Annotated in this window: 14 protein-coding genes and 1 CRISPR repeat array; of the genes, 4 read left to right on the top strand and 10 right to left on the bottom strand. The window is 39.9% G+C overall.

From position 1 onward, the window contains the following. The first annotated feature begins 19 nt into the window (after positions 1-19). Positions 20-553, top strand: a complete 534-nt coding sequence (locus ACE1CA_RS26405; protein WP_413279343.1) for a Uma2 family endonuclease — start codon at positions 20-22, stop codon at positions 551-553. 11 nt (positions 554-564) lie between these two features. On the opposite strand, the gene ACE1CA_RS26400 is transcribed toward ACE1CA_RS26405, so the two are convergent. From ACE1CA_RS26400 to ACE1CA_RS26370, 7 genes are all read right to left on the bottom strand, one after another. After that, complete coding sequence (locus ACE1CA_RS26400; protein WP_413279344.1) at positions 565-1905, bottom strand: SCP2 sterol-binding domain-containing protein; 1341 nt, start codon at positions 1903-1905, stop codon at positions 565-567. A gap of 330 nt (positions 1906-2235) precedes the next feature. Next, complete coding sequence (locus ACE1CA_RS26395) at positions 2236-2691, bottom strand: MarR family winged helix-turn-helix transcriptional regulator (protein WP_413279345.1); 456 nt, start codon at positions 2689-2691, stop codon at positions 2236-2238. 226 nt (positions 2692-2917) lie between these two features. Beyond that, positions 2918-3808, bottom strand: coding sequence for a carbohydrate ABC transporter permease (locus ACE1CA_RS26390; RefSeq protein WP_413279346.1), 891 nt, complete (start codon positions 3806-3808; stop codon positions 2918-2920). 64 nt (positions 3809-3872) lie between these two features. Beyond that, positions 3873-5537, bottom strand: a complete 1665-nt coding sequence (locus ACE1CA_RS26385; protein ID WP_413279347.1) for an NAD+ synthase — start codon at positions 5535-5537, stop codon at positions 3873-3875. A gap of 51 nt (positions 5538-5588) precedes the next feature. Beyond that, a complete protein-coding gene (locus ACE1CA_RS26380; protein ID WP_413279348.1) occupies positions 5589-6335 on the bottom strand; it encodes an NUDIX hydrolase in 747 nt (248 codons plus the stop codon). Then, entirely contained in the window at positions 6296-6895 is a 600-nt protein-coding gene (locus ACE1CA_RS26375; RefSeq protein ID WP_413279349.1) for a nicotinate-nucleotide adenylyltransferase, read from the bottom strand. Before ACE1CA_RS26375 ends, ACE1CA_RS26380 begins: the two co-directional genes overlap by 40 nt. A gap of 41 nt (positions 6896-6936) precedes the next feature. Beyond that, positions 6937-8337 (bottom strand): nicotinate phosphoribosyltransferase, encoded by a 1401-nt coding sequence (locus ACE1CA_RS26370; RefSeq protein ID WP_413279350.1) that lies wholly within the window; start codon positions 8335-8337, stop codon positions 6937-6939. Between the two features lie 409 nt (positions 8338-8746). Here ACE1CA_RS26370 and ACE1CA_RS26365 point away from each other — a divergent pair, with 409 nt between their 5' ends. After that, on the top strand, positions 8747-8905 hold the full coding sequence (locus tag ACE1CA_RS26365; protein WP_413279351.1) for an isochorismate synthase: 159 nt from the start codon (positions 8747-8749) through the stop codon (positions 8903-8905). Between the two features lie 186 nt (positions 8906-9091). Here the strand turns inward: ACE1CA_RS26365 and ACE1CA_RS26360 are convergent, their stop codons facing one another. Then, positions 9092-9790: a diacylglycerol/polyprenol kinase family protein gene (locus ACE1CA_RS26360; RefSeq protein ID WP_413279352.1), complete on the bottom strand. Its 699-nt coding sequence runs from the start codon at positions 9788-9790 to the stop codon at positions 9092-9094. 13 nt (positions 9791-9803) lie between these two features. Between ACE1CA_RS26360 and yidD the strand changes: the two genes are divergently transcribed. Next, the gene (yidD, locus tag ACE1CA_RS26355) at positions 9804-10067 is read left to right on the top strand and encodes a membrane protein insertion efficiency factor YidD (protein WP_413279357.1); all 264 of its coding nucleotides are present in this window, start codon (positions 9804-9806) and stop codon (positions 10065-10067) included. Positions 10068-10091: 24 nt separating this feature from the next. Here yidD and ACE1CA_RS26350 read toward each other — a convergent pair whose 3' ends face one another. Further along, entirely contained in the window at positions 10092-10601 is a 510-nt protein-coding gene (locus ACE1CA_RS26350; RefSeq protein ID WP_486517547.1) for a hypothetical protein, read from the bottom strand. Positions 10602-10693: 92 nt separating this feature from the next. Then, positions 10694-12741: direct repeats of the CRISPR family, unit length 37 nt; unit sequence GTTTCAATCCCTGAAAGGGATTAATTGAAGTTTAAAC. A 254-nt stretch (positions 12742-12995) separates the two neighbouring features. Here ACE1CA_RS26350 and ACE1CA_RS26345 point away from each other — a divergent pair. Continuing rightward, positions 12996-13700 carry a M15 family metallopeptidase gene (locus tag ACE1CA_RS26345; RefSeq protein ID WP_413277911.1) on the top strand — a complete coding sequence of 235 codons (705 nt, stop codon included), beginning with the start codon at positions 12996-12998 and terminating at the stop codon, positions 13698-13700. Positions 13701-13894: 194 nt separating this feature from the next. Here the strand turns inward: ACE1CA_RS26345 and argG are convergent, their stop codons facing one another. Further along, a complete protein-coding gene (argG, locus tag ACE1CA_RS26340) occupies positions 13895-15139 on the bottom strand; it encodes an argininosuccinate synthase (protein WP_413277912.1) in 1245 nt (414 codons plus the stop codon). Between the last annotated feature and the right edge of the window lie 64 nt (positions 15140-15203).

Genomic DNA, 15203 nt, shown 5'->3' with positions numbered 1-15203 from the left:
TAAAAAAGGCATTTTGGTTATGAAGTCGGTTTTTGTAAGTTCGATCGCAGAGTTTCTTTCTCAAGCTAACATAGAAGCTTCGCCAGCTTGGGAATTAATCAACGGACGTGCAATTCAAAAACCAATGCCAACTCTTTTTCACTCAAGATTACAACGCAATTTGGTTAACTATATTAATCTTCATAGTGAAAGTTTAGAAGCAGTGCAAGAGTGGCGTTGTATTGTACCTCCTCTCTCACCAGTACCAGATATTTCTGTTGTTCTTCGTTCCCGCCTTCCCGAAGAAGATGGGCCATTGAATGGATCGCCAGATTGGTTAATCGAAATTCGTTCTCCTGACCAAAGTACCCTAGATTTACAAAACAAAATTCTTCATTGTCTTAAAAATGGAACACAACTCGCTTGGTTAATAGATATAACTCGCCAACAAATTTGGGTTTGGCAAGGAGATGATTTACCAAACATATTTTCAGGCGCAGACATTTTGCCAAGTTTGGAAGAAATACCAGCACTTTCAGTTAATGAAGTGATGGCAATGACTGGTAGAAATTGATTTTTTCACCATCAAGCTGGGAAACATTTACCAAAGGCTTGCAGTAGTTTGATAGAACCGCGAAACCGAATTTTACCTTGCAACAATGCCAAAATTAAGTTTTTTTCCTTAGCCAAAAACGCCAACCAAGTTTTGCTATCTGCTGTAATGGAAAGATTTGCTCTCCCAATGTGACCTTCTTGCACTTGTAGGGTTTTATTTTGAATGATCACCGTTGCTTGGCGCGACTCAGAACCAGTGAAAGTGAAGTGATAAACTGCATTCAATCCCTCTGATTGATTCCGTTGAAATAGGAGTGGTAATCCAAAGAGAAATCCTTGAATTGATTTGGAACGAATACCGCTGCTGACTTGTTTAATTGTTTTGTGGGGAAAGCGTCGCGGCACATAAGTTTCGGCATCCGATCCTGGCACTACATAAATCGTTTCTGTTTTGTCTTGCAAGGGTTTAACAACTTCTTGAATAAATGCTTTACGATCGCTCAAAAACGGCGCAATTACATCTTCTCCCGCAGGACAAGCAGCCATACAATAGGCAGCTTTATATTGAGCATTAAAAGACAAACTTTGCCACATGGAAGCTGACTCGGAATCGTTGACTTTTTGCCGATAACTATAGGCATTTTTGCTGTCTGCGATTGTCTCTGCCCAATCAGTAAACCCACTCATAAATTCTCGGTAATTGTGAGTGTAACAAGCGGAAAAATTGAAGTGACCATCCGATCCGATCGCACCAACTGGACAAGCTGCTACACACAATTTACACTCGACACAGGGATTGTAGTCGATCGGATGGGTGTATTCCGTGACTTCTGCATCGATCAATATTGTTCCTAATGCGATGAAATTACCAAATTTCGGATGAATTACTAACCGATGAATCCCCATGTGCCCCAAACCTGCGGCAACTGCAACGGGTTTATGGGAAACTACCCACACCTTGCCAGGAAATTGATCCATTTCCATTGGGAAACTAGCCCCTGGAACCATTCCATGTACGCCAGTTTGTTCCAAGGTTCTGACAATACTGCGAGCTACTTCGTTAGCATGGTCGTAGTTGGCATGAAATTCAATATTTGCCGCAGAACGAACGGGAGTGCGAATATTTTCCCGATTCATCCGACAAACAAAACTAATCAGCGTTTTGGTGCGGGGAAATGCTCTCAGGATATCTGAAAGTTGGTCTGCGATCGCAGGTCGGTCAATTTCTACAAATCCTACATCATCAGCACCCGCTTCTAGACAGAGCGATCGTAGCACCTCAGAGTTTAAGGCGACTGTGCTGGTTGCTTGGTTTTTCGTAGCCTGTGCCCGCCACCATTTAACAGTGGGGTGTTCCTCAAATTTAGTCATAATGAGAAAGGTTTTTTATTCCGTAGTATTTGAAAAGTACGAATAGAGGCTTTGCATAAGTCCTAGTACTAGAACGCCGATTCAGTATTGTAGTCGGGGATGAGAAACTGGGTTTCTTTCCCTAGCGCAGTCGATATTTTGTTACCCCAAGCCAAAGAAACCCGGTTTCTGGGATTACTGAATTGGTGTTCTAGATGGGAGCGAAATTAGCGTCTCGGTAAAACTCTGAACTGCGTTCAGCTAGTCAACTGTTATCGATCGAACTTAGTCATTGCAGCCTCTAAAGCTGATTATTGTATGTATATACATATTTTTCCGAAATTTTTTAGATTAGCTCAAGGTTTTCACCTCCGATAAGAGCGATAGCAAGTTTTGCCACTTCTGTTGTCCAAATTGTTGCTTGAGTTCCGCTTGAGCCTGCTCCCACAAAGGCATAGCCTCAGCTAGGACAGCTTGCCCTTCAACCGTCAAAGACAACAGCTTAATCCGCCGATCTTCACCGGGAGCGATCGCCACCAGTCCCCGTTTTTCCAGAAGTTTGAGATTTCGGGTTAAGGTTGTTTGATCGGTTAACAACTCTTGCGCTAGGCGAGTAATAGATACAGATCCAAACAGGTAAATAGATACCAACAACGTAAACTGGTTTAACACCAACCCGACTGGGCGTAATGCGGCATCATACGCCTGCGTCATCACTCGCGAAGCCCGACGAACGTGCATTCCCATGCAGATTGCAGGTACTTGACTCACTTGAGCAAGTTTGGCTTTAGGTATTCGATCGTTCATATAATATGTATATACATATAATTTTATTTTGTCAAGTCTGCTGGAACGACTCAAGTCACAGCTAAAGAGGCAGAGCCTCCATTTTTCGTTCCCAGGTTGAACCTGGGAACGAGGATCTGGGAGGTTCTACCTCCTTTGAGTGCAAGATCTGAGGTTAGGAGTAGTACGCACAGGCAGATTAAGTTTTGTGTGGTGACGGTTTTAATTACCAGATCTTTCTATTAATTCATAGTCTTGATGAACTAATTATAGAGGATGAATTGTTAAAGACAATCCGTAAAATTGACAGGCTGAAAATTATTAAAAACAATACTAAACCAATAGTGCAAGCGTAACTAATTTCTAAGTCGCGGAAAGCTCGATCGTACAAGTAATATACCACAGTTTTAGAACTGTTTCTTGGCCCTCCTTGGGTCATAATGTAAACTTCTTCAAAAACTTTTGTTGCTGAGATTGCCGAAATTACTGCTACTAAAAATAGATAGGGTTTCATTAAGGGAACGGTGATATCCCAATGTTTTCTTAGTCCGTCGGAACCATCGATCGCAGCTGCTTCATAAAGTTCATTAGGAATAGATTGTAACCCAGCTAAATAAATTACCATGTAATAACCTAATCCTTTCCAAATTGTCACTGCCATGACGCTAAAAAGTACCCAATTTGGACTAGTTAACCAGGGAATTCCTTCACTAAAACCTATTAATTTTAGTATTTGATTGAGTAAACCATTTTCAGCATAAAGCCATTTCCAAGCTAGTCCAGCAACTACCATCGAAATAATTACAGGCGTGTAATAAGCGGCGCGAAACCAACTAATTCCCCGCAGTTTTTGGTTAACTAAAATAGCTAATACTAAAGGTAAAAATACTAAAATTGGCACCACACCAATTAAGTAAATTAATGTGTTTCTTAAGGTTTGCCAAAATATTTTATCTGCTATTAATTGCTTAAAATTTGCTAATCCTACCCATTGTGGCGCTTGGGTAATATCATATTCGTAGCGAGTGAAACTGAGGTAAAATGCTTGTAAAGCAGGCCAAATTACTGTTAATCCTAAAAGTAAAATAGCTGGTAATAAAAATAAGTAGGGAGTAAGTTGTTTTTGGTTAATTGTCATTTGTCTAAAGCAAGTAATTTTGAGTATGTTGTTGCGCTTCAGCGCTGAAGCGCAACAACGTACACTAATAGCTAATCCGACTGGCGATCGGCATCCGCCAACCAGTACCAAAGGCGCGATCGGTTATTTTTAATCCTGGTGGTGCTTGACGGCGCTTAAATTCTGCTCTTGAGACTAACTTTACTACTTTTTGAACTACAGCAGTATCATGTCCTGACGCGACAATTTGCGCGATCGATAAACGGTCATGAATTAGCTTTTCTAAAATATCATCTAACACATCATAAGGTGGTAAGGAATCTTGGTCAACTTGTCCGGGTTTTAGTTCAGCACTAGGGGGTTTTTCTAACACATTTTCTGGGATAATTTCCCGATGACGGTTTAACCATTTACAAATTGAATAAACGCGAGTTTTGGGGACATCTGCGATCGCTGCTAATCCCCCATTCATGTCACCATAAAGGGTACAATAACCTACCGCCATTTCTGATTTGTTTCCGGTGGAAAGTAGCAGATAACCAAATTTATTGGCTATTGCCATTAACAAGTTTCCCCTAATTCTAGATTGGATATTTTCTTCGGCAATGCCAAACTCGGTTCCTGCAAAAATATTGATTAAACTTTCATCATAAGCGTGCATTAAATTGGCGATCGGTAAAGTATGAGTACTAATTCCCAAATTTCTCGCTAAAGCTAAAGCATCTTTAACAGAATGATCGGAACTATAAGGGGAAGGCATTAATACGCCTAACACATTTTCTGCACCTAACGCTTCTCTGGCGATCGCAGCAACTAAAGATGAATCAATCCCACCACTTAACCCAATCAAAACTTTAGAAAAACCGCATTTATGCGCGTAGTCTTGCACTCCTAAAACCAAAGCCAACCAAATTTCTTCATCAGAATTTTCTGGTCGATCAGCTATAGTTCCAGAGACTAAATCTTGAGTTTTTTCATCAAATTCTATTGTTGCTATCTCGGTTTCAAAACTAGCTAAAGCACAGATTAATTTTCCTTGGCGATTTACGGCAAAACTACTACCATCAAAAATTAAATCATCATTTCCGCCAATTTGATTTGTATAAATAATTGGTTGCTGATATCTAACTGCACTGTGACTTAGCATTGCTTTGCGTAAATCTGGTTTTCCTACGGAATAGGGAGAAGCGGAAACATTCACCGTGAAATCTACACCAATTTGTGCTAAATCTGCGATCGGATTCGCCGCATAAGTGCGCTTTCCCCAAAACTCTTCATCATTCCATAAATCTTCGCAAATAGTTACTCCAATGCGAATTCCCTCTAAAATAAAATAACTCGTTTCTAAACCTGGTTCAAAATAACGATCTTCATCAAATACATCGTAAGTTGGCAATAACCGTTTATAAAATAACTGTTTAATCTTGCCTTTTTCTAACAAAGCGATACTATTAAATAAAGGCTTTCCCCCATTAAATTCTGCTTTAGGATTTGGTTCAACTGTACCTACTAAAACAGCTAAATTTTCCGGTAAATCTTGAGCTAATTTACTTAATACAGTTGCCATTCCTTCGACAAAACTAGGCATTAATAATAAATCTCTGGGTGGATATCCACATAGAGAAAGTTCTGGAGTTAATAATAACTTTGCACCCAAATCAGCAGCTTTTTTGGCAGCTTCGAGAATAGCTTGGGCGTTACCAGTCAAATCACCAATAATTGGGTTAAGTTGTGCGATCGCTATTTTCATAAATTATTATTTGTTATTTGTCAGTTGTGATTCACCAATAACTAAGAACTACTAAATAAATACCAAAGGTTTATCCTTAAATGGTACAAAAGCTTCCGCATCAAATCGATATAAACTAGCCGGACGACCTGCACCACGAGAAACTTTAATTCCTGTATCGCATAAAAAACCTAATTTTAACAATCGAGAGCGAAAATTGGAATAATCAGAAAAATTTTCTCCCAATACAGTAGTATAAAGCTGATAAAGGTCATTTAACGTAAAAACATCAGGTAAAACATCAAAAGCTACGGGACTGTATTCTAATTTATTGCGTAACCTTTGATAACCGTATTCCAAGATTTTATTGTGATCGAAAGCTAGTTGAGGTACTTGTTGAATGGGATACCAAGCAATACCACTTACACCATCAGCTATTAACTCTGCTTCCGCGAATCTCACTAAAGCAAAATAACTTACTGAAAGGTAACGAACACCAAAACTATCTGGTGCTTCTCTGGGGTCACGACCGGGGCCACCAAAAGTATATAATTGCTCTAAATAAAGATTTTTGACGCGAATTTTTTCGGCTAAAATGCGATAGGCAGCATCCTCTAAAGATTCTCCATTTCTAACTAAAGTTCCGGGTAAACACCACTGACCTAAGAAAGGTTCATCTTGGCGCATTACTAACAACACCAACAAGCGATTTTGCGAGGTATCGACGGAAAAAATTACGTTATCTACCCCGACTTTAAAATCAGCTAATGACTGTTTTTTTAATGGATATGCAATTTTTCTCGTGGTGCGTTCTGACATTCGTATAGTTGCTCTCGATCGATGTATTCCTCAATAGTCGGCGTTAAACTTGTTGTATCTTTATTTTGACGATAAGCTGTAGAAGAAACATTTGGGCCTGTTAAAGAAGCGATCGCCACTTTCGCCCCTAAATTTCGCAATTCACCTAAGCTAATCTCTTCTATAGGAGATCCTGGACGAGGTATTACTAATAATTCCACTTGCCGCAACAAATCTTCAACTTTGTACCAACGTGGTAGCTGTTTTACTAAATCTGAACCGACTATTAATACCAGTTTTCCTTCAGGCCATAAACTTTTTGCTTTCTCCACAGTTTCTAAAGTGCGAGGACTACTTAATTCTTGATATAATCCAATATTATATCTCGGAGGATCGATATCCTTAATTAACAATCTCAGCATTGCCGCCCGATGTTCTAAAGGTGTTTGGTGAGATTTAAAAGGATTATCCGAAGCCCAAACTGCTACCCAATCAAAATGCTGAGATAGCCAATTAATTATTGCTTGATGTCCGGTAGTCGGGGGGTCGGCACTAGTGCCAAAAAGAGCAATTGTTGTCATGGGTAATTGGTAGTTGGTAGTTGGTAGTTGGAATTAGGTTTTTAGCGTTTGGTTTTTTCTGTTAATTCTTTGAGTGCTGAAGAAATTTCTACAGGGATTTGTTGGGGTTGGGTTAATTGACGGGTCGCAACTGGTAAACTGGCGACAGAATTACTAGTGCGATCGCGAATTTGCGCTAAAGTTTCTGGAGGTTTTACTCTTTTCCCTTGCTTCATAAATAGTTGTAGCAAAGCTTGTTCTCCCTCTAAACTTTCGCTACTCAATCCCAATCTGTCAGAGTGAATTTCTCCCTTTTCCCAACGGCGAAAAATTTGTTTTCGACCAGGATAAGTAACTTTATGGCTCGACTGTTTCATGGTGGGAATGCTATCGATTTCTACCAATTTATAAACACCACCTACAGGAACACCTGTGACTAATTTTGTTCCTAAACCATAACCATCAATACAAGCACCAGCCGCTTTTAATTTAGCAATTTCCCATTCGTCTAAATCGCCGCTAGCAAAAATCGGAACTCCTGGTAAAAGCGATCGGACTTGTTGCGATAAACTGGTTAAATCCCCTGAATCTAATCGCACGCCCGACAATTGCATTTCCCCAGCCTTAATCTTTTCTAACAACATCCGAGCCGCAGCAACAGTATCGAAAGTATCTATCAGCAAAGGTGCGCCAGGAAAATATTCATGAAATGCCTTAAAAGCTTCCTCCTCACTTCCAGAAGTCGCCGTCAACGCCATCACGAAAGCATGAGCCATTGTACCACTTGGTTTTTGCCCCAACTTCAGCGCCGCCAATACATTAGATGTCCCATCCAATCCTGCTGCTAAGGCCGCTCGCGCCGCCCACAATGCCCCTTGGGGACTAAAAGCCCGTCGAGTGCCAAATTCCAGCAAAGTCGCCTCTAGACCAGCTACATCTCGGAGTCGCGCCGCCCTAGTCGCAATCAATGTCTGATAATTCAGAGCATTTAGCAGGTAAGTTTCCACAATCTGCGCTTGCCATAACGGTGCTTCCACCCGTAACAAAGGCTCATTAGCAAACACAGCCGTTCCCTCTGGTACCGCCCAAATATCGCCAGTAAAACCAGATTCTACTAAAAGCGACCAAAATTCGGCAGGCGCTTGCTGAAAAATCCCTGTTGCCCGTAAAGCATTGATTTGGGCAGGACTAAAGCGCCACTTTTCCAAATAGTCTAAGGCTTGTTCTAAGCCCATTGCAATTAAATAACCAAAACTTTCTGGTAATTGGCGCACAAATAATTCAAAACTAGCCCGCTTCCGATCTAATCCTTTACCCGCATAACAAGCAGTCATTGTCAATTGGTAAAGGTCTGTCAACAAGCTATAATTTTCGGGAGAGAGCGTGAGTTCCCTATCCTCTAAGGTTTCTGTCTGTTGAGCATTTTCAGGGGTTAAACATTTCCAGTCTGGGGCAACAGTCATAGCCCAAGTTCCTAGTCGAGTTTGATTATTTCAATTATAGTAAGTTTTACCAAAATATTGTCAAGGGATTTTGGGAAATTTGTCTGAAATGGGGATTGGGGATTGGGGACTGGGGATTGGGGATTGGGGACAGGGGGACTGGGGGACAAGGGGACAAGGGGACAAAAGAGTTTTTAAGGGTCTCTCTATGAGAAATTCTTGATGAGTGATAAACAAATACTAAAAAATGTGTAGATTTAGTAGTTTAACTAAACAATTAGGGGAGTCTAGGACAAAGTATTGCAAACATAATCAAATAAGTGTTGCGATCGCACAATCACGATCGAATTTTGTAGATAATAAAAATCAGATAGACAAAAAAGCTATCTAGCATAGAACAACGAATAGATCAAAAAGGGAGAACAGTTTTATGGCTAAGATACCTGAAATGTTTGACCGCGTAACTCAGTTTTTCTCAGAAGCCTTAACTAGAGTTTTTAGTCCTCCAGTGGACAAAAATTATCCTGAAACTGGCGTACAACCTTTTGAAGGAGATGCTTACAAGAAAACCTCTAAAGATTCAGATTAGTAATTGTGCAAAGAAGTAATCAGATTGTTAATCGAGGTCAAACACTAAATTTTGCTAGGCTAGGCGATTTGCCTGTGGGAAATTCTGCGATCGCTTAGTCTCCTGTTATCATCCAATCTTTACATTGTGTCATTTCTTCCTAGAAAAAATGGGTGCTGGAATTAATTTCCCACCCAGTTTTAATGCTTACATAGAACTTGATAATAATTCGATTAGCAAAAAGCTTAAAGCTGCACTACCAACCGGAACGGTTAAATTATCTACACCTAATTTTGAGAAAGCTTCTAAAGCAGTGGCGACTATAGCAACAACTATTGATACTACATAAGTTTGCCAGATGTTACCTTGCACAGCTAATAAAATTAAACTAGTGACGATGAAACTGACTATAGTCATTGTTAGCGAACCTTCCCAGCTTTTTTCAATACCGCCAACTTTGTAGGGATGTTTTCCATATTTTTGTCCGATTAATGCTGCTAGTCCATCGCCCCAAGTCATAACTAAAATGCCTATAGCAGCGTATTGGGGTTGTTGGATATGCCAAAACCAAGCTACTAAAATACCAATACTTAAAGCGTAAAAGAATGTGCCTAAACTTTTGCGTCCCACACTATTGATGCCGGGAAGGATGGGAAATTTATAAGATAAAAGAGCGATCGTACTCGCTAAAATAGAAGCTGTAATTCCTACCCAAGCGGGGATTTCTAGCCACCAAGCAAGGAGAATTACTTGTCCAGTTCCGATGTGAACTACTTTGCGAATTTTTTCGGGATCTGTGGTGGTGTAACGGTGCAATAATTCAGCTGTTAGGACGATCGCACCCACCCAAACGGCAGCGATCGCAATCTTAAACCACAAACTAGATATGAATGGAAAATCTGACACAGTTTTTAATTTAATGAAAAATTTACTGATTTGGCTAATTCGTGGCTATCAGATGTTCATTTCGCCCTTGTTTCCACCTTCCTGCCGTTATCAGCCCACTTGTTCTAAGTATGCCATGCAAGCGATCGAACGTTTCGGCCCTTGGCGCGGTTCGATTATGGCAATTCGTCGCATTCTGCGCTGTCACCCCTTCCATCCCGGAGGTTACGATCCAGTTCCAGAAGTTGATGCTTGTAATTGTCACCCAGAAACAGAAGAATTAACAGAAAAACAATAAATAACAATTTAAAATAATTTTTGTTTAAGCATGACCATTATTACGTTGATTAAGTAAGTATTGCCAGATTTGATTTACTTCGGCTTGCATTTCTCTGATTTGAGCTTGCGTTTCTCTCATAACTGCGCGATCGGCTTCCCCATTTCTAGTTAGTCTTCCCACTGCATCTACTAAAGTTTCGATCGCCGCTTCTGTTCTATTTTGTCTCTCAGATAATCCACCTAATATTCTTTGCACTTCAAAAACTAAGCTATCCATACGAGTAACTAGCTGTTGGTGTTGTTGTTCAGCGAATTGTCGTTGTTCAGCGAATTGCTGTTGTTGTTGCGTAATCTGCTGTTGTTGTTCAGCGAATTGCTGTTGTTGTTGCGTAATCTGCTGTTGTTGTTCAGCGAATTGCTGTTGTTGTTGCGTAATCTGCTGTTGTTGTTCTGTGAATTGTCGTTGTTGTTGTTGTACTAGCTGCTCTAGCTGCTGCTGTTGTTGAGCAGTTTCTTGCAAAATTGCTTCTATACGGTCTAATCTCTCTGTCATCTCTGTTTCTCTGGTTTTAGCAAGCTTAACTCTTATTATCGCTGAAATGTTGGATTTTCGATAAACTTGATATGCACGTTAGGGTTAATCCCGTTTCAATCCCTGAAAGGGATTAATTGAAGTTTAAACCGAATTTTAATTAATTTCTTCCCCCTTAATTGGGGGTTTCAATCCCTGAAAGGGATTAATTGAAGTTTAAACTGGGCTCCATTACATTAAATATGGGGATGATGGTGATGCCCTGTTTCAATCCCTGAAAGGGATTAATTGAAGTTTAAACTATTGTTAACCGATAATTGAGTTTGATTTGTAATTAGTCCCCTGTTTCAATCCCTGAAAGGGATTAATTGAAGTTTAAACAATATCACAGCTAGAGCTTTTTTCCTGCTGTCCCAAAGTGTTTCAATCCCTGAAAGGGATTAATTGAAGTTTAAACCTGTCTCCCCAGTGGCTTAGAGTACCAGTCTCTCTGTTTCAATCCCTGAAAGGGATTAATTGAAGTTTAAACATCTCCATTAGCTATTGTTGGCGTTATTCCTGACAAGTTTCAATCCCTGAAAGGGATTAATTGAAGTTTAAACTTTGTTGGTAAACCTTTAAGTAAAGTTGGTTGTTTGTTTCAATCCCTGAAAGGGATTAATTGAAGTTTAAACCGTCTTTGGCGGACACAATAATTCGCGTTATTGATGTTTCAATCCCTGAAAGGGATTAATTGAAGTTTAAACCAGAGGAACTCCCACCACAGACAGCAAATTATTTAGTTTCAATCCCTGAAAGGGATTAATTGAAGTTTAAACCTTCTTTAATAAAGGATTCTTGGAAGCTGCAAGATTTTGCGTTTCAATCCCTGAAAGGGATTAATTGAAGTTTAAACTTTACCGAAGCGGTATTAGAAGCCGGATATATTGCGGCTGTTTCAATCCCTGAAAGGGATTAATTGAAGTTTAAACTCCTAGAAACTCTAATATTGCCGCAATTCAAGGACGTTTCAATCCCTGAAAGGGATTAATTGAAGTTTAAACTTTATATCAGTCACATCCTGAATCAGATATCTATTTGTCTGGTTTCAATCCCTGAAAGGGATTAATTGAAGTTTAAACTGGGACCGAATCAAGAGGGAATGCTCATTGATTTATTCTATTTGTCTGGTTTCAATCCCTGAAAGGGATTAATTGAAGTTTAAACGGGAAAAAGTTAAGGAAGAAAGCTTCCGTATTTATCGTTTCAATCCCTGAAAGGGATTAATTGAAGTTTAAACTGACAAAAAAGATGAGCCATGTTGGAAAATTTCAGTCGTTTCAATCCCTGAAAGGGATTAATTGAAGTTTAAACTTGAAAGATTAAGAGAAATTCGGCAAGGTTCCTACCCTGTTTCAATCCCTGAAAGGGATTAATTGAAGTTTAAACTTTAGAGGAACCATAAATGGCTAAGTTTCTGTTATTGTTTCAATCCCTGAAAGGGATTAATTGAAGTTTAAACTTTCTTTTTTTGCAGGATAGGAGTTTTCGACAATCTGTTTCAATCCCTGAAAGGGATTAATTGAAGTTTAAACTCCATTTTATTGCGCCATATTTCAATACTTGATATTTTAAGTTTCAATCCCTGAAAGGGATTAATTGAAGTTTAAACTCACCCCAATTAGTCTTGGGGTGTAAACTGTTTACAAGTTTCAATCCCTGAAAGGGATTAATTGAAGTTTAAACCCCGCAGCTTTATCTGCTGCCTTCGATAGAATAAGGCGTTTCAATCCCTGAAAGGGATTAATTGAAGTTTAAACGAATTGTTGAGTAAACTAGAAAATCAATCGGTTGGTGTTTCAATCCCTGAAAGGGATTAATTGAAGTTTAAACGTTCCCACAGATAGCCTAGTAATAGGCTAGATAAGTTTCAATCCCTGAAAGGGATTAATTGAAGTTTAAACGAAGATCCGGCTGTAATAACGCCAAAAATAAAACACGTTTCAATCCCTGAAAGGGATTAATTGAAGTTTAAACGTCGCAGTGACGAACAACTTACCATCTACCTACTTGGTGTTTCAATCCCTGAAAGGGATTAATTGAAGTTTAAACCCGAAGAGCCACAGTGTCAGCAAGAATATCAAGGTTTCAATCCCTGAAAGGGATTAATTGAAGTTTAAACGGCGGAACTCCGAAACCCTGAATATATTTAGTTTTCGAGGTGCAGTTGCGCGATACAAAATTAATTTATCATTTCCGCCCACAGACTGTAAATACCTCAAAACCTGATTTTTGCCAAAACCCTTATCCCACAAGCATTACAAACTTTGCGCGGAACACATTTTCCCCAAACAAACCCCAAACTCTTGTACATTAACCATTTGAGGCACAAACAAACCACAAACGCCAAAAACACCTACCCATTCGCGCAACAAAATGAAACCCTACCAAAAAATTCCTATTTTAGAATGTGGCGAACCCCTAACACCCATACCCTTAGCACATTTTGCCGCCCAAACACCTCACGCTTACGAAAAACTCCACGCACCTTACGGCAAACTTTCACCCTATTATCTCCGAGAAACCGTTCTGGAAAACTTGATTCAAGCGCAAAACCAACTACAGTTAACCCATGCTAACTGGCGAATTTTGATATTTGATGCTTACCGACCAGTAGCAGTGCAACAATTTATGGTTGATTATACTTTTGCTGAATTAGTTAGCGATCGACAACTCAACCTTGACGAATTAAGCGAAACCCAAATTGAAGAACTTTGGCAACAAGTATATCAATTTTGGGCAGTACCGAGCCTCGATCCTGCCACACCACCACCTCATAGCACAGGGGCTGCGATCGATGTTACTTTAGTCGATGAAAATGGCAATTTAGTTAACATGGGTTCTGAAATTGATGAAATTTCCCCTAAGTCTTTTCCCGATTACTTTGCCAATAGCAACGAATTCCCAGAGCAAGAATATCATGCCCATCGACAATTGTTGTTTGAGGTAATGCGATCGGCAAATTTTCAACAACATCCTAACGAATGGTGGCACTTTTCTTACGGCGATCAAATGTGGGCTTGGTTATCCCAACAACAACAACCCAACCAAAGGTTTACAGCCCAATACGGCAGAATTTGAAAGGGGACTGGGGACTGGGGACTAGGGACTGGGGACTGGGGACTGGGGACTGGGGACTGGGGACTGGGGACTGGGGACTAGGGGACTCTTGAGAATTTTTCACTCAAAACTCCCCAAACTAACTCAAAACTCAAAACTCAAAACTCAAAACTCCCCTTGTCTCCTTGTTTTCAAGTCCCCAATTCCCACCTTTTCTATTCTGTTAATTTCACTTGTCCGCTAGTAGCTAAAACTCTCGCACTTACGCCAAAAACACGCAACAAACCTTCAGAATCAGCATGATTATAGCTACCGATACCTTCCATTGAAGCGTTTTCTTCCGAATATAAAGAATGTGCTACATCAGTCGCCGCTAAAAAGGAAATTGTTCCTTTATAAATTGCTACTTTAATAGTTCCCGTTGCTAACTCTGCGGTACATTTAATCGCCTGAAGTGCCATCTTAGTTGCTAAATCAAACCAGTAACCTTGATAGATTTGTTTGGCAATTAATAAAGATAACTGATCGTAAAACTCACGGGCGCGACGATCCAAGATTAATTGCAACAAATAAGCGTAACAAGTTCCTAACAATTCTACCCCTGGACTTTCATAAACTCCCCGTGATTTAATTCCAACAAAACGGTTTTCTACTAAGTGCGTACCGATACCTAAACCGTACTTTCCTCCGATCGCATTTGTTTGCAAAAATGCTTCCACCAAACCTACAGAATTCCCATTAATTTCTACCGGAACACCCTTTTCAAATCTCACAGTAAATTCTACAGTTTCATCAGGCGCATCAACTGGATAACATCCCATAATTGGCTTGACAAAATGAGCCGGAGTAGTTAACTCTTCTAACATTCCAGATTCATGAGTTAAACCCAACAAATTCGCATCAGTTGAATAAGGTTTATCTTTAGTAGCAGAAACAGTCAATCCTTTTTCCTGACAAAAATCAATCATTTCGCTACGTCCAGGGAACCGGGCTAAAAATTCCTCATCGCGCCAAGGAGCATAAACTTCAAATTCAGGAGCTAACATATTAGTAATTAATTGAAAGCGTACTTGGTCATTTCCTCTACCAGTAGCGCCATGACTAAAAATAGTTAAACCCCGTTTTTTCATCTCCAAAATCATCGCTTTGGCTAATACACAACGGGCAATTCCAGTTGTATTCCAATAGCGTCCTTCATAACAAGCTTGTGCTTGAATTATATCTACACCTACTTGGGCGATCGCATCTCTAGCAGGTAATAATACAAAATCCACTGCCCCTGCTTGCAACATTCTCTGGCGAACAGCTTCAATATCCTCCTCATCCGGTTGTCCCAAGTCAGCAGTAAAACAGACAACATTTACCCCAATATCTGTTAGCCAACGAGTAATTGTACAACTATCTAACCCACCCGATCCGGCAAATGCAACTGTTTTCCCTATTAAATCCTGTGCTTTCATCGCCAATTTTCCTTTAAAGTAGCTGCAATAAAACCAAAAGCCTAAAAAGACAAACTCTTATTAT

Origin of the sequence: Floridaenema evergladense BLCC-F167 (genome assembly GCF_041929205.2) — a bacterium.
Classification (GTDB): Bacteria; Cyanobacteriota; Cyanobacteriia; order Cyanobacteriales; family Aerosakkonemataceae; genus Floridanema; species Floridanema evergladense.
This window is presented reverse-complemented; position numbering and strand designations above follow the sequence as displayed.

Excerpts from the sequence above, each read along its gene's own strand:
- ACE1CA_RS26405 (WP_413279343.1), top strand. The coding sequence starts at position 20 with ATGAAGTCGGTTTTTGTAAGTTCGATCGCAGAGTTTCTTTCTCAAGCT.
- ACE1CA_RS26400 (WP_413279344.1), bottom strand. The coding sequence starts at position 1,905 with ATGACTAAATTTGAGGAACACCCCACTGTTAAATGGTGGCGGGCACAG.
- ACE1CA_RS26395 (WP_413279345.1), bottom strand. The coding sequence starts at position 2,691 with ATGAACGATCGAATACCTAAAGCCAAACTTGCTCAAGTGAGTCAAGTA.
- ACE1CA_RS26390 (WP_413279346.1), bottom strand. The coding sequence starts at position 3,808 with ATGACAATTAACCAAAAACAACTTACTCCCTACTTATTTTTATTACCA.
- ACE1CA_RS26385 (WP_413279347.1), bottom strand. The coding sequence starts at position 5,537 with ATGAAAATAGCGATCGCACAACTTAACCCAATTATTGGTGATTTGACT.
- ACE1CA_RS26380 (WP_413279348.1), bottom strand. The coding sequence starts at position 6,335 with ATGTCAGAACGCACCACGAGAAAAATTGCATATCCATTAAAAAAACAG.
- ACE1CA_RS26375 (WP_413279349.1), bottom strand. The coding sequence starts at position 6,895 with ATGACAACAATTGCTCTTTTTGGCACTAGTGCCGACCCCCCGACTACC.
- ACE1CA_RS26370 (WP_413279350.1), bottom strand. The coding sequence starts at position 8,337 with ATGACTGTTGCCCCAGACTGGAAATGTTTAACCCCTGAAAATGCTCAA.
- ACE1CA_RS26365 (WP_413279351.1), top strand. The coding sequence starts at position 8,747 with ATGGCTAAGATACCTGAAATGTTTGACCGCGTAACTCAGTTTTTCTCA.
- yidD (WP_413279357.1), top strand. The coding sequence starts at position 9,804 with ATGAAAAATTTACTGATTTGGCTAATTCGTGGCTATCAGATGTTCATT.
- ACE1CA_RS26350 (WP_486517547.1), bottom strand. The coding sequence starts at position 10,601 with ATGACAGAGAGATTAGACCGTATAGAAGCAATTTTGCAAGAAACTGCT.
- ACE1CA_RS26345 (WP_413277911.1), top strand. The coding sequence starts at position 12,996 with ATGAAACCCTACCAAAAAATTCCTATTTTAGAATGTGGCGAACCCCTA.
- argG (WP_413277912.1), bottom strand. The coding sequence starts at position 15,139 with ATGAAAGCACAGGATTTAATAGGGAAAACAGTTGCATTTGCCGGATCG.